18 protein-coding genes are annotated in these 20,166 nt (G+C 36.9%); 10 read left to right on the forward strand and 8 right to left on the reverse strand.

All coding sequences use genetic code 11. From position 1 onward, the window contains the following. Window positions 1-3 precede the first annotated feature (3 nt). Window positions 4-2,832, reverse strand: a complete 2,829-nt coding sequence (uvrA, locus tag A6B43_RS07455) for an excinuclease ABC subunit UvrA (protein WP_124210353.1) — start codon at window positions 2,830-2,832, stop codon at window positions 4-6. Window positions 2,833-2,987: 155 nt separating this feature from the next. Here uvrA and ssb point away from each other — a divergent pair, with 155 nt between their 5' ends. Further along, window positions 2,988-3,530, forward strand: coding sequence for a single-stranded DNA-binding protein (gene ssb / locus A6B43_RS07460; RefSeq protein ID WP_124210354.1), 543 nt, complete (start codon window positions 2,988-2,990; stop codon window positions 3,528-3,530). A gap of 158 nt (window positions 3,531-3,688) precedes the next feature. Further along, the gene (locus A6B43_RS07465; RefSeq protein ID WP_124210355.1) at window positions 3,689-4,828 is read left to right on the forward strand and encodes an NADH-dependent flavin oxidoreductase; all 1,140 of its coding nucleotides are present in this window, start codon (window positions 3,689-3,691) and stop codon (window positions 4,826-4,828) included. A gap of 535 nt (window positions 4,829-5,363) precedes the next feature. Here the strand turns inward: A6B43_RS07465 and A6B43_RS07470 are convergent. Both A6B43_RS07470 and hchA read right to left on the reverse strand, forming a co-directional pair. Beyond that, window positions 5,364-6,350: an NAD(P)H-quinone oxidoreductase gene (locus A6B43_RS07470; RefSeq protein ID WP_124210356.1), complete on the reverse strand. Its 987-nt coding sequence runs from the start codon at window positions 6,348-6,350 to the stop codon at window positions 5,364-5,366. A 191-nt stretch (window positions 6,351-6,541) separates the two neighbouring features. Then, on the reverse strand, window positions 6,542-7,408 hold the full coding sequence (hchA, locus tag A6B43_RS07475) for a glyoxalase III HchA (RefSeq protein ID WP_124210357.1): 867 nt from the start codon (window positions 7,406-7,408) through the stop codon (window positions 6,542-6,544). Window positions 7,409-7,557: 149 nt separating this feature from the next. Here hchA and A6B43_RS07480 point away from each other — a divergent pair, with 149 nt between their 5' ends. The 4 genes from A6B43_RS07480 (at window position 7,558) to A6B43_RS07495 (ending at window position 10,472) form a co-directional block, all read left to right on the forward strand. Beyond that, a complete protein-coding gene (locus A6B43_RS07480; RefSeq protein WP_124210358.1) occupies window positions 7,558-8,469 on the forward strand; it encodes a LysR family transcriptional regulator in 912 nt (303 codons plus the stop codon). Window positions 8,470-8,590: 121 nt separating this feature from the next. Next, entirely contained in the window at window positions 8,591-9,736 is a 1,146-nt protein-coding gene (tgt, locus tag A6B43_RS07485; RefSeq protein WP_124210359.1) for a tRNA guanosine(34) transglycosylase Tgt, read from the forward strand. Between the two features lie 2 nt (window positions 9,737-9,738). Further along, window positions 9,739-10,251, forward strand: a complete 513-nt coding sequence (locus A6B43_RS07490) for a hemerythrin domain-containing protein (RefSeq protein WP_124210360.1) — start codon at window positions 9,739-9,741, stop codon at window positions 10,249-10,251. Next, the gene (locus A6B43_RS07495) at window positions 10,251-10,472 is read left to right on the forward strand and encodes a sulfurtransferase TusA family protein (protein ID WP_124210361.1); all 222 of its coding nucleotides are present in this window, start codon (window positions 10,251-10,253) and stop codon (window positions 10,470-10,472) included. Before A6B43_RS07490 ends, A6B43_RS07495 begins: the two co-directional genes overlap by 1 nt. Before the next feature lie 43 nt (window positions 10,473-10,515). Here the strand turns inward: A6B43_RS07495 and A6B43_RS07500 are convergent, their stop codons facing one another. The 3 genes from A6B43_RS07500 to A6B43_RS07510 form a co-directional block, all read right to left on the reverse strand. After that, on the reverse strand, window positions 10,516-11,124 hold the full coding sequence (locus tag A6B43_RS07500) for a TIGR04211 family SH3 domain-containing protein (protein WP_124210362.1): 609 nt from the start codon (window positions 11,122-11,124) through the stop codon (window positions 10,516-10,518). 68 nt (window positions 11,125-11,192) lie between these two features. Beyond that, a complete protein-coding gene (locus tag A6B43_RS07505; protein ID WP_124210363.1) occupies window positions 11,193-12,455 on the reverse strand; it encodes an inorganic phosphate transporter in 1,263 nt (420 codons plus the stop codon). Between the two features lie 12 nt (window positions 12,456-12,467). Continuing rightward, entirely contained in the window at window positions 12,468-13,148 is a 681-nt protein-coding gene (locus tag A6B43_RS07510; protein WP_124210364.1) for a TIGR00153 family protein, read from the reverse strand. A 342-nt stretch (window positions 13,149-13,490) separates the two neighbouring features. On the opposite strand from A6B43_RS07510, the gene pheS reads away from it, so the two are divergent. From pheS to A6B43_RS07530, 4 genes are all read left to right on the forward strand, one after another. Continuing rightward, entirely contained in the window at window positions 13,491-14,474 is a 984-nt protein-coding gene (gene pheS, locus A6B43_RS07515) for a phenylalanine--tRNA ligase subunit alpha (RefSeq protein WP_124210365.1), read from the forward strand. Between the two features lie 169 nt (window positions 14,475-14,643). After that, a complete protein-coding gene (pheT, locus tag A6B43_RS07520; protein ID WP_124210366.1) occupies window positions 14,644-17,031 on the forward strand; it encodes a phenylalanine--tRNA ligase subunit beta in 2,388 nt (795 codons plus the stop codon). Between the two features lie 15 nt (window positions 17,032-17,046). Beyond that, a complete protein-coding gene (locus A6B43_RS07525; protein WP_124210367.1) occupies window positions 17,047-17,343 on the forward strand; it encodes an integration host factor subunit alpha in 297 nt (98 codons plus the stop codon). Between the two features lie 57 nt (window positions 17,344-17,400). Further along, on the forward strand, window positions 17,401-17,922 hold the full coding sequence (locus A6B43_RS07530) for an NlpC/P60 family protein (protein ID WP_124210368.1): 522 nt from the start codon (window positions 17,401-17,403) through the stop codon (window positions 17,920-17,922). Between the two features lie 224 nt (window positions 17,923-18,146). Here A6B43_RS07530 and A6B43_RS07535 read toward each other — a convergent pair whose 3' ends face one another. Further along, complete coding sequence (locus A6B43_RS07535) at window positions 18,147-19,862, reverse strand: DUF3413 domain-containing protein (protein WP_124210369.1); 1,716 nt, start codon at window positions 19,860-19,862, stop codon at window positions 18,147-18,149. A gap of 14 nt (window positions 19,863-19,876) precedes the next feature. After that, the gene (locus A6B43_RS07540; protein ID WP_124210370.1) at window positions 19,877-20,113 is read right to left on the reverse strand and encodes a YejL family protein; all 237 of its coding nucleotides are present in this window, start codon (window positions 20,111-20,113) and stop codon (window positions 19,877-19,879) included. Window positions 20,114-20,166 lie beyond the last annotated feature (53 nt).

The raw sequence follows: 20,166 nt of genomic DNA on the forward strand, positions 1-20,166 counted from the left end.
TAATTATTTTTTAGCTAGAATACTTTTTAAAAACCTAGCTGTATGTGAATGTTTATCTTTTGCGACTTGTTCTGGTGTGCCGCAAGCAATAATTTGCCCACCACCTGCACCGCCTTCAGGGCCAAGATCGACAATCCAATCAGCGGTTTTTATCACATCTAAATTATGTTCAATAACGACAATTGTATTACCTTGATCACGTAGGCGATGGAGAACGGTAAGAAGTTGTTTAATATCAGCGAAATGCAATCCTGTTGTGGGTTCATCTAAAATATAGAGCGTTTTACCTGTATCTCGCTTAGAAAGTTCGGTCGCTAATTTTACTCGTTGGGCTTCGCCCCCAGAGAGAGTTGTGGACGATTGCCCTAAACGAATATAAGATAATCCTACGTCCATCAATGTTTGTAATTTGCGGGCAAGCATTGGCACGGCTTCAAAAAATTCTCGAGCTTCTTCCACTGTCATTTCTAGAACTTGGTGGATAGTTTTTCCTTTGTAGCGAACTTCCAATGTTTCACGATTATAGCGTTTGCCTTTACAGTGATCACAAGGGACATAAACATCGGGCAAAAAGTGCATTTCTACTTTAATTACGCCATCACCTTGGCAGGCTTCGCAGCGTCCTCCTCGTACATTGAAGCTGAATCGCCCAACGTTATAACCCCTTGCTCGAGCTTCTTGCGTACCTGCAAAAAGTTCTCGGATAGGAGTAAATAGTCCTGTATAGGTTGCGGGATTTGAACGGGGAGTACGCCCAATAGGGCTTTGGTTGATATCAATTACTTTATCAAAATGTGCTAAGCCATCAATGCTTTTATAAGGAGAAATATCATTATTTTCTGCACGATTTAACGCATTTTGTGCAATAGGGAAAAGAGTATCGTTAATTAAGGTAGATTTCCCTGAACCAGAAACACCAGTGATACAAGTAAATAAACCGACAGGAATTTCAAGATCAACATTTTTTAGGTTATTGCCTGTTGCACCTTTTAAAACTAAAACTTTCTCTTTATTGTAAGGAGTACGTTTAGCAGGAATTTCAATTTTTTCTCTCCCTGAAAGAAATTTTCCAGTAATAGAGGTTTCGTGCTGCATAATTTGTTCGGCAGTACCTTGAGCGATTACATTGCCTCCGTGTACACCCGCGCCAGGTCCAATATCAACAATATGATCTGCCGCCATAATGGCATCTTCATCATGCTCAACAACAATCACGGTATTACCTAAATTTCGCAAGTGAATAAGTGTATCGAGTAAGCGTTCGTTATCTCGTTGATGTAGCCCAATAGACGGTTCATCAAGTACATACATTACACCTACTAATCCTGCTCCAATTTGGCTTGCAAGTCTAATACGTTGAGCTTCTCCGCCTGATAGGGTTTCCGCTGATCGGGAAAGAGAAAGATAATTTAGCCCAACATTGACTAAGAATTGCAAGCGTTCTTGAATTTCTTTTAGGATTTTCTCAGCAATTTTAGCTTTTTGTCCGATGAGTTTGAGTTCTGCAAAAAATTGTAGTGCTTCACCGATGCTTTTTTCCGCAATTTCGGGCAGGTTAGTTTGTCCTAAAAAGACATAGCGTGCTTCACGGCGTAAGCGAGAACCATGACAGTCTGTACAAGCTCGGTTGTTGATATATTTTGCAAGCTCTTCCCGCACGGAGTTCGATTCAGTTTCTTTGTAACGGCGAGCCATATTATTCAATATGCCTTCAAAGGCGTGAACTCGTTTAACGCTATCACCTCGATCATTAACATAGATAAATTCAATTTCATCTTTTGAACCATTTAAAATGATTTGTTGAATTTTTCTTGGTAATTGATTAAACGGTGTTTCAATATCAAAGTCATAGTGTTTGGCAACGGCGTTCAGTAAGCCAAAATAGTAGAAACTTCGGCGATCCCAGCCTTTGATTGCACCGCTTGCTAGAGAAACTTCATGGTTTTGGATAACTTTATTTTCATCAAAAAATTGCTGAACACCTAAACCATCGCAGGTAGGGCAAGCTCCAGCAGGATTATTAAATGAAAATAGACGAGGCTCTAATTCCGTGAGAGAGTAACCACAATGTGGACAGGCAAAATTAGCAGAGAACACTAATTCTTCTGCATTAGGGTTATCCATATCAGCAATAATTGCCGTTGAACCTGAGAGATCGAGAGTAGTTTCAAACGATTCTGCGAGTCGAGTGGCAATATCAGGACGAACTTTAAAACGGTCGATAACAACTTCAATGGTATGTTTTTTCTGTAGCTCTAATTTAGGAGGATCAGAAAGGTCACAAATTTCACCATCTATTCTGGCACGAATATAACCATTAGCGGTAAGATTTTCTAATAATTTGATATGCTCACCTTTACGCTCTTTAACCACTGGAGCAAGCAACATTAATCGTTTATTTTCAGGCTCTTCTAATACCCGATCCACCATTTGTGAAATCGTTTGTGCAGTTAAGGGAATATCGTGATCGGGGCAACGAGGCTCACCGACACGAGCGAATAAGAGGCGTAAGTAATCGTGAATTTCGGTTACTGTTCCAACTGTTGAGCGAGGATTGTGAGAGGTTGATTTTTGCTCAATAGAAATCGCAGGCGAAAGCCCTTCAATATGGTCAACATCAGGCTTTTCCATTAACGATAAAAATTGGCGTGCGTAAGCAGAAAGTGATTCAACATAACGGCGTTGTCCTTCTGCATAAAGGGTATCAAATGCAAGAGATGATTTCCCTGAGCCTGATAATCCTGTGATAACAATAAATTTATCACGAGGTAATTTTAGGTTGATATTTTTTAGGTTGTGAGTTCTCGCCCCACGGATATCGATAAATTGCATATAATCCTTTAGTAAAGTAAAGAGATTTATCTTAAATTGTCGATTATTATCGCATAAATTGAATGACTGTACAAAAAGTCAGTTTTAAATGATGATTTTTTTTAGAAATTCAGGCAAAATAGCTTAAAAATTTGTACATTTATTAAGAGGGATTTATGGCAGGGGTAAATAAAGTAATTATCGTTGGACGTTTAGGTAATGATCCTGAAATGAGAACAATGCCAAATGGTGATGCTGTGGCAAATATTAGTGTCGCAACTAGTGAAGTGTGGAATGATAAAAATACAGGTGAACGTCGTGAGGTAACAGAATGGCATCGAATTGTTCTTTTCCGACGTAATGCTGAAGTTGCTGGGCAATATTTACGTAAAGGCTCGCAAGTTTATGTTGAAGGAAAATTAAAAACACGTAAATGGCAGGACCAAAATGGTCAAGATCGCTATTCCACTGAAATCCAAGCCGATTCCCTAACGATGTTAGGTGGACGCAATGATAGTGAAGGCGGTTATAATGGCGGGCAAAGCGGAGCAAATAACTTTAATCAGCAAAGTTCACAGAATAATTATAATCAAGATAGCTATAACGATAGTTATTCTCAATCAAATAACTATGCAAAACCAGCATCAAAACCCCAAGCAAAACCTGTACCACAGGCTGAGCCGGTAATGGATAATTTTGATGATGATATTCCGTTTTAATTTTTGATATTACAAAAGCAAATCATTAAGAATAGAAGGCTCAGATTATCATTAGATCTGTGCCTTTTTTATTTTAAAATCCCTGTGTTTTATATACTTTTGAGTGGGATCAATATGAATTTAAATATTTTCAAATATATTTATATACGGAGATAAAAATGAATGAAAAATTTACCGCACTGTTTCAACCCTATATGTTAAATAATAGCGTTGAAATTAAAAATCGTTTAGTTGTTGCTCCAATGACGCTTTTTTCCTCTAATCTAGATGGGACACTGAGTCAACAAGAACAATATTTTTTGAGTAATCGTGCTGAAAATATCGGGATGGTTATTACTGAATGTGCTCTTGTTGCAGAAGGAGGAGATGCTTTTACTGGGCAATTTAAAGCAAGTAATGAAAGCCATCTCGAAAGTTTAAAATTGACCGCAAATACAATTAAGTCTCAAGGCGCGAAGGCGATTTTACAGATTTATCATGGGGGTGAAAAAGCATTAGTTAAATTATCAAATGGCAGAGAGATTGTTGGGCCGAGTGATAATGAAGAAAAGGGAGCAAGGGCACTCACTGAATCTGAAATTCTAGGGATGATTAATGCCTTTGGACGAGCAGTTGATATGGCTATTCGTGCGGGTTTTGATGGGGTAGAAATTCACGGTGCAAATGGCTATCTGATTCAACAATTTCTTTCGGCTCAAACTAATCATCGTAATGATGCATGGGGTGGAAGTTTAGAAAAACGTTTAGCATTCCCTTTAGCTATTATTGATAAGGTTATGGCTATTCGTGAACAATATCAACGTCCAGATTTTATTGTAGGCTATCGATTTTCTCCAGAGGAAGCAGGGGAAAATGGTTTGACTATGCTAGATGCTTTTGCATTGATTGATGCATTGATCGAAAAACCATTGCAATATTTACACGTTTCACTTTGGGATTTTTATAAAAAAGCTCGCCGTGGTGCAGATACTTCAATGGCTCGTATACAACTTATTCATCAACGAATTGCTGGAAAGTTGCCTTTAATTGGGGTTGGAAATCTATTGAGTCCCGATCAAATTATTCAAGCATATCAAACGGGTTGGGCTGAATTTATCGCATTAGGAAAAGCGGTGATGCTCAATCCACAAATTGCAACATTGTTAGCAACAGGTAGAGAAAATGAAGTAATTACTGAACTTGATCCTTATAAAAAGGATCAATATGGTATTCCAGATAATCTTTGGACAAATTGTGTGCAAGGGCTAGCTTGGTTACCACCAGTAGTTGGAAAGGAATGGGCACCTTTAGATATCTAAATTAAAACGATATTGAGCATTCATCTATCTATTTTAATGGTTCATAACTAAATCAAATATAGCAAAACACCTAGTATTTACTAGGTGTTTCCTGATATTTAGGAATTGAAATAATTTAGCCAACTGCATTTGAGGCATTTTTTAAATTAATTTCCTTGCCAATGGTATAGAATTGAGCACCTGCGACATAATGTAATGTTCTCAGTTCATCAGTAATATCAAAGTCTGGCTAATTAAATAACTCAATAGATACAATTTATGTGGGGTGAATTTGGGGCTTTCTCCCTGATTTAAGATAAGCTTGGTCTGAGAATCAACGGAAAGTAATTGTTTTTAAATTAGCTGACGAATAAATGTATTGCGATCAATCACGATTGAAATACGAGCAGGCTCAAATTCAATAATGGAGACTTAAGAAACATATATAATATTTTCTATCTAACTATATTTAGCAGAAATTATTGTCGTCTGGTCGTGATTTAATAGGCAATAGCATTTAATAAATTAACCGGAAGAATAACCACTTTTTACCTCTTTAGTTATTATCAAAAGCAAGCATGATTTTGCCGATATGAGTGCCTTTATCCATTTCTATGTGAGCATTTTTAACATCTTGGAAATCAAATACTTGATGAATTATTGGTTTATGAATTTGATTATTGGCTAATTTTTCCCAGATGTTATTATAGAGTGAATGGGTAATCTCTGCTTTTTCTGCTTTGCTACGCCCACGCATTGTTGAGCCTGTTATATGAATGCGTTTAATGGCAATATCTAATAAATTAACTGATTCTACTGTTGTTCCTTTCATAAAACCAATTAAAAATAGCCGTCCATTCTGCTTCAGACTTGCTAAATTGCGTTCAAAATAGCTTGCTCCAACAATATCTAAAATAGCATCAACACCGCCTTGTGCCTGTATAATTTGAGAAAAATCTTCGGTTTTGTAATTGATTGGAATACCGCCTAATTGTTCGACTATTTGGCATTTTTTATCATCACCTACGGTAGCGAATGTTTTAATACCTAAACTTTTAGCGATAGCTAATGCTGTGATACCAATACCACTTGTGCCGCCATGAACGAGTAAACTTTCACCTTCTTTTACTTGGTTATCCATAAATAAGTTCGCCCATACGGTAAAAATAGTTTCGGGAAGAGCCGCGGCTTCGAGTAATGAGTAGTTATCTGGGATAGGTAGTGCTTGAGTTGCTGGCACAATACAATATTCTGCATAAGCTCCGCCGTCTGTTAATGCACAAATTTTATCACCGATAGCAAATTGAGAAATATTTTCGCCTATTCCGACTATGGTACCCGATAGCTCTAATCCCATAATTGGTGTAACACCTTTGGGCATTGGGTATAACCCTTGCCGTTGCATAATATCGGGACGGTTAATACCAGCATACGCAACTTTTACTAATAGTTCGTCTCCTTTGGGTTGGGGGAGATTGGTTTCTTCAATAAATAAAACATCAGCTGAACCCGCTTCTTTCATATTAATTTGTTGCATTTTCATTGTTTATTCTCTTAAGTGATGATTGGTTACGCAATGAAATTATTTCATAGAGTAAGTATAAGTTTATAGGGGGAGTATGGTTTGATTGATTTGATAAATAGCAGTGAGTAAATTATAGATAAGAAAAAGCGGTAAGATCTGATAGCTATTTTGCTTTAGCAAAATAATTGTGAATCTTACCGCTTGTAAAATTATGCAACAGCTTTTAATAACTCATCTGCGGCTAAAATGCCTAAATTATTTGATGCTAATGGGCTATCACCGGTTAATAATTTACGGTCTTTATGAACTTGTCCGGTAATACCTTCGTTCATAATTTTTACGCCTAAATTTGATAAACGCTCACCGAGTAACCAAGGTAATTTACCTGGCATATAACCGATTTCGATATTTGCACCTTCATCTAACGCATCAGGGAATACACAAATTTCATATCCTTTGAATGGATAGTCTTCCGCTTTCTCACCTTCGCTTGACGCTAATAATGCAGCTGGACCATGACATAAAGTAACAATGTGTTTATCTTTATTTAATGCCCATTTGAATATATCTTTAACATCTTTGCTAAATGGAAGTGCGTGTAATGCACCGTGCCCACCTGGAATTAATACAGCAATATAGGGTGAATTTTCACTTGTTGCTTCTTCTAAAATATCAGCTAATTTTGCAGGCGCTAAGAATTTTGGCAAATAAGTTTGATAAAGATCCATAATTGCTTTATCTTCAGTTGGCATTGCCCACATTTCAAATTTAACAGAGTTACCAGATAATGTAACAACATCAATTTCAAAACCAGCGTGGTGAATATGTAACATAGGCAATAATGTTTCAACTGGGTGGTTACCTGTTGAGAAAAGTTTACCATTTTGCATTTCAACATAACGCTCGTCTGATGCGATCATTAAAACTTTATATTTCCCACCAGTGTATGGTTTTTCAAATTTGAACCCGTCAAAGTCAGTTACTTTGCGAGTATATTGTGAAAGTGAGTATTCAGAAGGGAAAAATGCGTTGTGTTCCGCTCTGTCTGCGACAGGTTGTCTACTGAGTTCAGTCATAAATTTGTTCTCCGAAATAAAATAAACAGGATATTGCTACCCTAAAAAAATTTAATAAGCAATCTTTGCTTTATGGGGGCATTATACGCTAGTTTTTTTAATCAAAAATGAATAAAATAAGAAAAGACTATTCTTAAAAATGGAATAATATGAATAAACTTGATGCACTCCGCTATTTCTGTGTTGCTTGTGAGACATTAAACTTTCGGGAAACTGCATTGCGTCTAGCAGTATCTCCCCAAGTTGTTAGTCGAATGATTGCAGAATTGGAGACATTGCTCGGGGAAAGTTTATTTACACGTAATACACGCAGTATTAAATTAACTGAATTTGGTCAGCAATTTTTACCTAAAGCCCAGCGTTTTCTTGATGAAGAGGAAAATTTATTTTCTCCATCAGATTTAAATAATAGATCAATGAAAGGGGTAGTTCGTATTACTTTACCTCCTTTGCCTTGTAATGATGAATTGATATTTGAACTTTTAACAGCTTTAGAGCCTTACCCTGAGTTAGTGATCGATTGGCGAGTTGCTCTTGATAAACTCAAAATTGTTGATGATCAAATTGATATCGGCCTACGTATTGCCCTTGAGCCTGAATTAGATTGGGTAGCTCATTCAATTTGTACTATTACAGAAAAAATTGTAGCTTCTCCATCACTTATCAAGCGGTTAGATTATCCTAAAGATTTGCAAGATCTGGCACAAAATTACCCATTAAGTGGGTTGATTGATCCTAAATTAAAACGGGCGTGGAATTGGCAAATCAATGAAAAACAGTATTTTTCATCAAGTAAAATTGCTTTTTTTACAACAGATATGAATAGTGAATTACAATCTGCATTAGCTGGGAGAACTTGCTCTCAATTAATGGATTTGATTTGCCAATCTTACCTTAAACAAGGAAAATTGATAGAACTTTTTCCTGAAATTGAAAAACAAATATGGCATTTATATTTGTACCGCCCTTATAAAACTACTGTTGCTGATAGGGTGCTCTTTGTTTACGATAAATTGAAACGAATTTTAGCAGAGAAATTTGCAAAAAAATCAGCCAATTGACCGCTTGTAATATTTATACTTATTTTTAGGAATATAGAATATAGGTAGAGTACCATTTGATATCATATTCTTTGATATTTTTATTCACATATATGCGAACTGTTTATTCGCAGGAGAGAAAATGAAATACGAACTAAAAAAAACGGATGGAAATGCTCGCCGTGGGCGTTTAACCTTTTCCCGCCCTAAAGGGGAATATCATGTAGAAACCCCTGCATTTATGCCAGTAGGAACTTATGGAACAGTAAAAGGAATGACGCCTGAAGAAGTAGCTGCGACAGGGGCTCAAATTTTGTTAGGCAACACCTTCCATTTATGGTTACGGCCAGGGCAAGAAATTATGAAAATGCACGGTGATTTGCACGATTTTATGCAGTGGCACGGGCCAATTTTGACAGATTCAGGTGGTTTTCAAGTATTTAGTTTAGGCAAATTACGAAAGATTAAAGAAGAAGGCGTAACATTCCAAAATCCAATTAGCGGAGAGAAAATCTTTTTATCTCCAGAAAAATCAATGGAAATTCAGTATGATCTGGGTTCAGATATTGTGATGATTTTTGATGAATGTACACCTTATCCTGCAACCTTTGATTATGCAAAACAATCAATGGAAATGTCACTGCGTTGGGCAAAACGAAGCCGTGATCGTTTTGATGAACTAGAAAATCCAAATGCGTTATTTGGGATTATTCAAGGCGGTGTTTATGAAGAGTTACGCAAAGTTTCAGTAGAAAAATTAGTTGAAATTGGTTTTGATGGCTATGCTGTTGGTGGGCTAGCTGTCGGTGAGCCAAAAGAAGATATGCATCGTATTTTAGAGTACGTCTGCCCACAAATTCCAGCAGATAAGCCTCGTTATTTGATGGGAGTAGGTAAGCCGGAAGATTTAGTGGAAGGAGTTCGCCGTGGAATTGATATGTTTGACTGTGTAATGCCGACTCGTAATGCTCGCAATGGACACCTTTTTGTGAGCAACGGGATTGTGAAAATTCGTAATGCGAAATATCGCAATGATATCTCACCGCTTGATCCTGAATGTGATTGTTATACTTGTAAAAATTACACTAAAGCTTATCTCTATCATTTAGATAAGTGTGGCGAAATTTTAGGTGCTCGTTTGAATACTATTCATAATTTACGTTATTACCAACGTTTAATGGCTCAAATTCGCCAAGCCATTGATGATGATCGTTTTGATGAGTTTGTCGTGGAATTCTATCAAAAAATTGGTAAAGAAGTTCCACCATTACAATTAAGTAGCGAGTAATTATGTTTACTTTAAACCCACAACAATTTGCAAGCTGGAATGAACCGATAGAGATGCTATATGCCTGCCATAGTAAGGTAAAGAAATTCTGTCGGCAGCTACAATTATTGCCAGATTACCTTGAAAAACAAGGTGTGAATCAAGCCGTTAAAAATGATGTTGAACAAATTTTAAATTATTTTAATCTATCTGCTCCGTTACACCACGATGATGAAGAGAAAGATTTTTTTCCTACGTTGATCAAAAAATTTCCGAAAGCGGTTGATGCTGTTAAAGTATTGGAACAACAACATACTGAATTACATCATAATTGGGATTTGTTGGAAGAACAGCTGTTAGCATTGCTTACTGGGAAACGGACTAATGTAGATAGAGAGCTTATCAAGCGGTTTGTTGAAGGATATAATTTGCACATTTCAATTGAGGAGCCACTCTTTGAATTAGGACGTGAATATTTATCCGAGAGTGATTTAAAAGCGATTGGCAAAATTATGGAAAACCGCCGAAAAGTGTAATGAATTATCAGATCGATCTCACCGCCTATCATTGTCCTTTACCTTTATTGATGGCAAAGAAAGCCCTATCTTTATTAAAGTATAATGATAGCTTATGGCTGATATTAAATAAGCAGAGTAGTGTGAATGATATTTTATTTCTTGCAGAGGAAATGAAATTGTCAGTATTATCTCAAGTAATAGATAAAAGCGAGACTCGTATATTGCTGAAAAATATATAATGTAAAAAGGACGGTTATCCGTCCTTTTTACTTCTTTGATTAATTATGACCAGCCATCTTTACGTTTACGACGAGGTATGAGTAAAGGCAATAATAATCCAAATAATAATCCAACCCCTAATACACTTCCCCCATAGATAAAGTATTGAATCATAATTTCTCGGGATTCAGCGTTTTGAATAGCTTCAAGATCACGATTTTTACTTTTCAAAATATCTAGCTCACGTTTTAATTGCGCATTTTGTTCCAATAAATCGCTGCTTTGTTGATCGGCTTGTTTGGTACGACGTTGCATTTCAACAGTCCGTTGTTGCCAATCGCTATCAATTTTATTGAGTTTGAGGGTGAGATCTTGTACTTGCTGTTGTAATTGTGGTGCGAGTTCTTTGGAGCTTGGTGTGGTGGTTAGTTCATTTGTGAGAATCCAAGCCTCACGATTTTTACTATCTCGAATAAGGCTATAACGCTCTTTACGATCAAGTACTGTTACTTTTTCTCCTGCTTGAATAGTACCTGAAATTTTAAAATTATCCCCAGCACCTTTGCGTAAATAGGTGTTTAGATTTTCAGTAACATATTGTGTTTGTGCTACTGTTGGAAGTGAGCACGCAAGTAAAATTACACCACATAGGGTAGCAACAGTTTTTTTCATAATTGGGCGTCCTTTTTCGTGAAAATATAAAAAGAAAGTGCAATCCACGCACTTTCTTTCGTACTAGCTTAGCGGAAAATTGCGCTAAGAATGTAATAGATAATAATTGAGATCACAGCACCTGCAGGGAGAGTAATAACCCAAGAGGCAACAATATTACGGATTACGCCTAAATTAAGGGCTGCAATGCCTCGAGCAAAACCTACACCTAATACTGCACCAACTAAGGTTTGTGTCGTAGATATCGGTAAGCCTGTTCCTGATGCAATAACCACAGTAATTGCACAGGCAAATTGTGCAGCAAAGCCACGGCTTGGAGTAAGATCAGTAATACCTGTACCGATAGTTCCCATCACTTTATGTCCCATTACGGCTAAACCGATAGCAATACCGATTGCACCCAGGGGTAAAATCCACGGTGCCATAATGGTTTGGCCGTCAATAACGCCCCCATTATCAATGATAGATACAACGGCTGCGAGAGGACCGATTGCATTAGCTACATCATTAGAGCCGTGTGCGAATGCCATTGCACAAGCAGTCAGTAGCATTAACATACTGAAGACTTTCTCAACGCCGTCAAATCCACCTTTTTGTAGGCGGGCAACAAAGCTGTTGCTACGTAGATAAAAAAAGCTAATTAAAGCCGTAACAATAGCAAGGGAAAAAGCAAGTCCAATGGTTTGAGATTTACTTAGCTCTAAGCCAACGTGTTTTAGCCCTTTGTCTAAAGTAACAACACAAATAATGAAAACGGTCAAGCCTGCATAATAAGGTGCATATTTTTGTGCTTGAACAAGAGGTTTTTCTGTATCAAAAATTAGTTTTTGTGTTGAGCTAAAAATACCAAATGCTACAACTCCAGCAATAACAGGGGTAATGAACCAACTACCAACAATACCTGTAAATTGAGACCATTGCACTGCTTCTGCACCAATAGTGATACAAGCAAAGCCAACAATAGCACCAATAATTGTATGGGTTGTTGATACGGGCCAGCCTTTTTGAGAAGCAATAAGTAACCATACGCCTGCAGCAAAGAGCGAAGACATCATTCCTAAAATAAGAATATCAGGATTACCCGCAAAAGCATCAGAAGCAATAATGCCACTTTTTATTGTTTCAGCAACTTCTCCGCCAGCAAGATAAGCCCCAGCAAATTCAAAGATAAGTGCGATATAAATTGCTTGTCTAGCAGTAATCGTACCTGATCCAACAGATGTTCCCATTGCGTTAGCAACATCATTTGCTCCAATGCCAAAGGCCATTATAAAGCCGAATGCAGCAGTAATCAGTATAATGATAAATCCGTAATGATGTATGAGTTCCATAAACCTTTCCTCTTATGAACGTGCCAGCATTAATTCAATGCGTGAGCCAACTCTTTGAGCTTGATCAGCAAGAACCCCAATCCATTCGATGATTTTATATAAAAACATAATATCAATTGGATTGTGTGAGTTTTCAATATTAAGTAATGATTTGCGTAAGACGATTTGCAATTGATCGGTGTCATCTTCAATTGTATCTAGCTCTAAAATCATACGGTTTACAAAATTTAATTCCCGTCCACGAAAGCCTGTTTCCAATAATTGATCCATTTCGTTAATAACTTTGTCGGATTGTTTTGTTGCATCGAGGCTACGAGATAAGAAGTGTAAAAAAGCAGGTTGCATTTCGGTTGGAATAACAAGCTGACGGCCAATAACACGTCCAGAGATATCTTTGGCATAGTTAGCGAGCTTGTCTAATTGCGTAACTAATTCTAATAAATCAGTACGTTCTACGGGCATAAATAAACCACGAGGTAACTTTAGGCGAATTTCACGTTTAAGTGTATCAGCACGACGTTCTAATTCAATGATTTGACTACGAATTTTCTCTGCCTCGTCCCAACGATTTTCAAAGCTCGCTTCAAAAAAAGGGACTAATAAACCACAACATTCTGTTACTTTTTTAGAATGTTTTTGTAGAGGTTTGAGTGGCGAATGGGCGAATAATCCTAAAATATTATTCATTGCCATAGAATATCTCCAATTGGGTTGATAAAAATATGCCTACTTTTTACAAGTAAGATAAAACTTGGCGAATTTTACTTTATGTTGTGAGGAAGATCACGAATTAAAATCTTTTCGTGGATTTATTTTTGTAAACAAGCGGTGAGATATTGACAATATCTTGCAAATAGGCTACCTAGTTTCTTAATAAAATAGGGATGTTAATTTGAGTTTGGAAATCAAAAAATTTATATGCTTATATTTATAAATCAATAATTTAGTGCAAGTTTCAATGATTTTTAAATTTACAAGGTGGCTGAGAAGTATTACTATTTTATCTATTTTGAATATGTGTTTAGAGGATAGGGAATGCAAAACCTAGAAAGTATTGTTACTCAAGCGTTAGTAGCAGTAGAAAATGCCAACGATGTGGCGAGTATTGAAGCACTTCGTGTGGAATATTTTGGTAAAAAAGGGCAGTTTACGGCATTAATGCAGGGATTGCGTGATGTTTCTGCTGAAGAGCGTCCAGCTGTGGGAGCTAAAATTAATGAAGCTAAACAGATAGCTCAAGATGCGTTAAATAAGAAAAAAGAGAAATTAGAGAATGATGCGTTAAATGCACAATTAATAAATGAAAGTATTGATGTGAGTTTGCCTGGGCGTAAAACAGAATTAGGTGGATTACATCCTGTATCAATTACGATTGAGCGTGTTGTAAAATTTTTCTCAGAGCTTGGTTTTAGTGTTGAGCAAGGACCTGAAATTGAAACAGATTACTATAATTTTGATGCGTTAAATATTCCCGCTCATCATCCAGCTCGTGCAGATCATGATACATTTTGGTTTGATGCGCAACGTTTACTACGTACACAAACATCAGGCGTTCAAATTCGTACAATGGAAAAAGTTCAGCCGCCTATTCGTATTATGGCTCCTGGGCGTGTTTATCGTAATGATTATGACCAAACACATACCCCGATGTTTCACCAAATTGAGCTACTTTATGTAGATAAAAAAGCTAATTTTACTGAATTAAAAGGGTTATTACATGATTTCTTACGAGCCTTTTTTGAAGAAGATCTGCAAGTACGTTTTCGCCCTTCTTATTTCCCATTCACCGAGCCGTCTGCCGAAGTTGATGTAATGGGTAAAAATGGTAAATGGTTGGAAGTATTAGGTTGTGGAATGGTTCACCCGAATGTATTACGCAATGTAGGTATTGATCCTAATGAGTATTCAGGTTTTGCGGTAGGTATGGGCGTTGAGCGTTTAACAATGCTTCGCTATAACGTAACTGATTTACGTTCATTTTTTGAGAACGATTTACGTTTTTTAAAACAATTTAAATGATCGTTTGGTGTCTGTAGTCAAATTAACATTAAGTAAATTTGGTTGTGAATAAATAAAAGCGGTGAGTTAGTGCAAAATTTTGCAAAAAATAATAGAAAATGACCGCTTGCATTCATTAAATCTATCAAATATAGCTTAATGCAAGGTAATTAGAAGGAAAGAAAATAAGATGAAATTCAGTGAATCTTGGTTGCGTGAATGGGTAAACCCAGCTATTAGTACAGAGCAACTCTGCGACCAAATTACAATGTTAGGGTTAGAAGTCGATGGTGTAGAGGCTGTTGCTGGTGAGTTTTCTGGCGTGGTTGTGGGAGAAGTGGTTGAATGTAGCCAGCACCCTGATGCTGATAAATTACGAGTAACTAAAGTAAATGTTGGCGGAGATCGTTTATTAGATATTGTGTGTGGTGCGCCGAATTGCCGTCAAGGTTTAAAGGTAGCTTGTGCTGTTGAGGGAGCAGTATTACCGGGTAATTTTAAAATTAAGAAAACTAAATTGCGTGGTCAGCCATCAGAAGGAATGTTATGTTCTTTCTCAGAATTAGGTATTAAAGATGATCAAAATGGGATTATTGAATTGCCACAAAATGCACCTGTTGGCGTGGATTTACGTGAATATTTAGCCTTAAATGATCAATCGATTGAAATTAGTTTAACACCAAATCGTGCTGATTGCTTGAGTATTGCGGGTATTGCTCGTGAAGTTGGGGTTATCAATCAGTTAGCGGTAAATCAGTCTGAGATCACCCCAGTATTACCAACGATTTCAGATAAGATTGAAATTGAATTAAAAGCACCGCAAGCCTGTCCTCGTTATTTGCTTCGAGTAATTAAAGGCGTTAATGTAACGGTTGCATCACCATTATGGTTACAAGAAAAATTACGCCGTTGTGGTATTCGTTCTATTGATCCGGTGGTCGATATTACTAATTTAAGTTTACTAGAACTTGGGCAACCAATGCATGCATTTGATATGGCAAAAGTTGCACAACCAGTACAGGTAAGAATGGCAGAAGAAGGGGAAGAATTAGTTCTGCTTGATGGCACAACAGCAAAATTGCAAGCGAATACATTACTTATTGCAGACCAAAACGGACCGCTTGCTATCGCTGGTATTTTTGGTGGTAAAGAGAGCGGTGTCAATACTGAAACGAAAGATGTTATTTTAGAGTCTGCTTTTTTTGCACCATTAGCTATTGCTGGACGAGCTCGCCAATATGGCTTACATACTGATGCGTCTCATCGCTTTGAAAGAGGTGTTGATTTTGAATTAGCTCGTAAAGCAATGGAACGTGCAACTGCATTATTACTTGAAATTTGTGGCGGTGAAGCAGGCGAAATTGTGGAAGCAGTTAGCCCTGAGAATATGCCTAAATCTCATCGTGTTAAACTTCATCGTAAAAAATTAGATAGTTTATTAGGGCATTCTATTCCAACGGAAACGGTTACTGCTATTTTGGAACGTTTAGGTTTACAGCCTCAGTATGCTAATGATATTTGGACTGTTCAATCCCCTAGCTGGCGTTTTGATATTGAGATTGAAGAAGATCTTATTGAAGAAGTTGCCCGTATTTATGGGTACAACAATATTCCTAATAACGCACCGCTTGCACATCTGCAGATGCGTGGCGTGCCAGAAAAGATCTTAGAAATGAACCGTATTCGTACAGCATTAGTGGATAGCGGTTATCAAGAAGTGATTACTTATAGCTTTGTTGATCCTAAAATTCAAACTTTATTGCACCCTGAACAATCAGCATTAATTTTACCGAACCCAATTTCAAGTGAAATGTCTGCAATGCGAGTATCGCTATTAACGGGTTTGTTAGATGCAGTGGTTTATAATCAAAATCGCCAGCAAAATCGTGTACGTTTGTTTGAAACAGGATTACGCTTTATTCCTGATGAAAATGCAGAAAATAGTATTCGTCAAGAGAGAGTATTAGGGGCAGTTATTGTTGGAGATAAAACAAGCATGCATTGGGAGAGTAAAGGGCAGCCTGTCGATTTCTTTGATTTAAAAGGTGATTTAGAGCGCGTTTTATCACTCACCTCAGTGGCTGATAAATTACAATTTGTGGCAAAACAATTCCCTGCGTTACATCCAGGTCAATCAGCAGCTATTTTACTCGATGGTAAAGAAATTGGCTTTATCGGTACTGTTCATCCTAAAGTTGTGCAAAAACTTGGGCTATCAGGGAAACCAGTCGTATTTGAATTAGCCGTTGAAGTTATTGCCGAACGTACAATTCCTAATGCACAAGAAATTTCTCGTTTTCCTGCAAATAAACGTGATATTGCGATTGTTCTTGAGCAAACTATACCAGCGAATGATATCTTAGAAGTTTGTCGTCAGGCGGGAGGTAAGCGATTAGTGGGCGTAAATTTATTTGATGTCTATCAAGGTACTAATTTAGCTGACGGCAAGAAAAGTTTAGCAATTAGTTTAACGATTCAAGATACAGAAAAAACCCTTGAAGAAGATGAAATTAATGCAGTAATTCAAGCTGTATTAACTGAGCTTGAACAACGTTTTAATGCTTATCTAAGAGATTAGATTAAGGACTTTATTATGGCACTTACCAAAATTGATATCGCAGAAAACCTCGTTGAACGATGTGGGTTGGATAAACGTGTTGCAAAACAATTGGTTGAGCAATTTTTTGAGGAAATCCAATTAAGCCTGGAAAAAGGTGAAGAAGTAAAATTATCGGGATTTGGTAATTTTCTAGTTCGAGATAAAAAAGCTCGCCCGGGACGTAATCCAAAAACAGGTGAAGATGTTGCCGTTTCTGCTCGCCGAGTTGTTACTTTTAAACCAGGCCAAAAACTACGAGAACGAGTTGAAGATTTAAAGGTAAAAGCCTAATAAATAAAGGCATTCAGTTTTTGTAAGTGAATGCCTTTTGTTTTAGTAAGGATTAATATGTGCATAAATAAAATTGCCTCATCTCTATTTATTACAGCAATTATTTTTAGTTTAACAGCGTGTAGTAGTTCTCCGTCAGTTAAGGAGGATAAACGAGGTCATTCAACGATTTATCAGAAGAGCCATCAGGGGAAGATTTTTGATCCTATTTTTGCAATTAGTAGTTTAAGTGAACAAAAATCTCGTTGGAAAGGAACCCGTTATCGTTTAGGTGGAACGAGCCGTCAAGGGGTAGATTGCTCTGGTTTTGTACAAGTTACTTTTCGTGAATTATTTGGTATTTCATTACCGAGAATGACGATTGATCAAGCAAGAGAAGGAAAAAAAATCGCAAAATCAGAACTACAAGCAGGCGATTTAGTCTTTTTTAAAACAGGGAGAGGACCAAATGGCAAGCACGTTGGTATCTATGTAAAAAATGGGCAGTTTCTCCACGCTTCAACTAAGGGCGGTGTAATTTATTCTAGCTTAGATGCACCTTATTGGGCTAAGACATTTTGGCAAGCTCGCCGTTTGTAAATTGTGCAGAATATGATTTTTATCAAAGAAATTAATATTAGATATCAGTTTGTTAAGTTTTAATTTGCAATCTTGACTAAATTGACATAGAATTACTCACATAAAACGATAAAAGTTGTGTTCAGCAACTAATTTCATAAATTTGCTTTCCGAGTGGCCCCTAATTTAGGGGCTTTTTTTATTACTTATAAGCAATAAACTTTTGGTTTGTTTGGATATAACGGTTAGTTAGCAATAAACTGGTTGCTTTGTTGAATGAGATGTAAAAATAATGCGAGAGGCGGACGAGTATGAATTTCTCTAGTATTTTCAACATTGTAATGGATAAAATCGCCTTTGCGATCAATATGATACTGTTCGCCATTAGATAAAATCGCAACATTCCAATAATAGTTTGAGGAAAGCAACCATTTTCGACTATTTTCTTTGGTAAGGTTAATTCCTTGAGAATAGGTTTCAACGGGTGAATTTAGCCCAAAAAATTGCGGTAATAATGTTGGAGTAATATCTAAATGACTTGATAACCCAGTATAAATACCTTGCTCCTGTTGCCAATAGAGTATCATTGGAATATTCGTTTTAGCCATTGCAAATATATTGTCGGAAACTACCGCTTGCCCAATATCAGCTGTGATAAGAATTAGGGTATTTTTAGTTAACCCTTGATGCTCAAGGCTTTGCCAAATAATATCAAATTGCTGGTCTAGCGACTGGGGAGATTGCTCTAGGCTTAAATCAAGGTAACTGAAAAAAGGCTCTGCTGAGTGATCATTCAGCCATTGTTGCCATTGCTGAATGGTTGTTTGATTATCTTGTGCCGTAGGCAATTTAAAATTGGCGAAAAGTGCTTGCTGGTAGATAGGCTTAGCAAATCCATTATGGGAAAATAACCCAAATTGATAGTTTAGCTGTTGTAAACGAGAAATGAGTACCGATTGTTTTTTTTCACTTAGGATCGCATCAACATAGCGACCACTTAATCCGTAGAATAGGCTTGAAATACCTGCACTTGCCGTATCTCCTCCAGTATAATGATGTTTGAAGTAACGAGATTGTTTGCTGACTTGATATAATGTCGGCATCATTTTTTCATTGATCATCTCATTGCTTAACCCTGATAGATTGATAAAAAGCAGGTTGGTTTTATGAGGCGTTTTATCAAATTTTAGTGATGTTTTAGGGTAATTGAGAAAAAAAGTGTCTAATCGACCGCTTGTTTCGATTGTTTGCTCTAAGTCTGCACGGTTAATCAAATGATGTTTTTCTAAAAAAGTACGAGCTGTCATTGGGTATGAAAGAGGATAATTCGCTTTTTGTGCTGTGATTGGGCGGTAAATCATCATATCCGCCCACGCATATAGCAGATGCGTTGCAGTAAAACAGGTAAGGAAAAATAGAGCGACATATTTTCCCCAGCGTTGGCGATTAAAACTGCGTAATTTATTCCAGCACCAGCGAGAATAAAGCATTTCGGCTAATAAAATAATTGGCATTGGAACAAATAGTAATTGCCATTGGTGAGAAAGCTCGCTTTCATCAGGATTTACTAATAGATCCCACACTAATGGTGATAAATGTAAATAGAATTGCTTAAAGACCTCGGTATCAACGAGTAATGTGGTTAAGCCAATGGTTGAGAAAATAACAGAAATCCCTCTAAATGCACGGTTATTTCGAATAATAAAGCTAAGAGGGAATAAAATAAGTAGATAAAGTGCGAAGACAACAAAACTAAAATGCCCAAATAGGCTAACAAAGAAGTAGAGTTTTCCTGCTAGCGTATTTGGCCAATCAGCATTGAGGGCATAGCGAGAAGTAATCAATAATGCTAAGAGAATGTTAAATAGTGCGAACCAATGCCCCCAAGCAATTCGTTGAGAAGTTTCTTCACGATATTGGCGTGAATTAGTTGGAAATAAGCGTAGAAGCTGGTTCAGCATAATATTTTATAAGATTAATTGGGCTTTAATTCATTTTTCTGTAATGAATTTTTTAGTGCCGAGCAAAAAGTATCCGCTAACAATTGCTGTTGGGCTGGATTTTGAATATTGGTACTCAAAATATTTGTTACCATATTGCCTAATGCCATAAGGGAGAGATCCACAGGGGCTTTATGTTTTTCAAGGGTAATAATTAAATCATTGAGTAGAGCATCTAGTTGTTTATCTTGGTATTTTGATTGGATTGCCATAAGGATTAAACGTTAAAATTAAATAGGCTGAATTCTATCATAAATTAAAAGAA

This window comes from Vespertiliibacter pulmonis (assembly GCF_013377275.1).
Taxonomy (GTDB): domain Bacteria; phylum Pseudomonadota; class Gammaproteobacteria; order Enterobacterales; family Pasteurellaceae; genus Vespertiliibacter; species Vespertiliibacter pulmonis.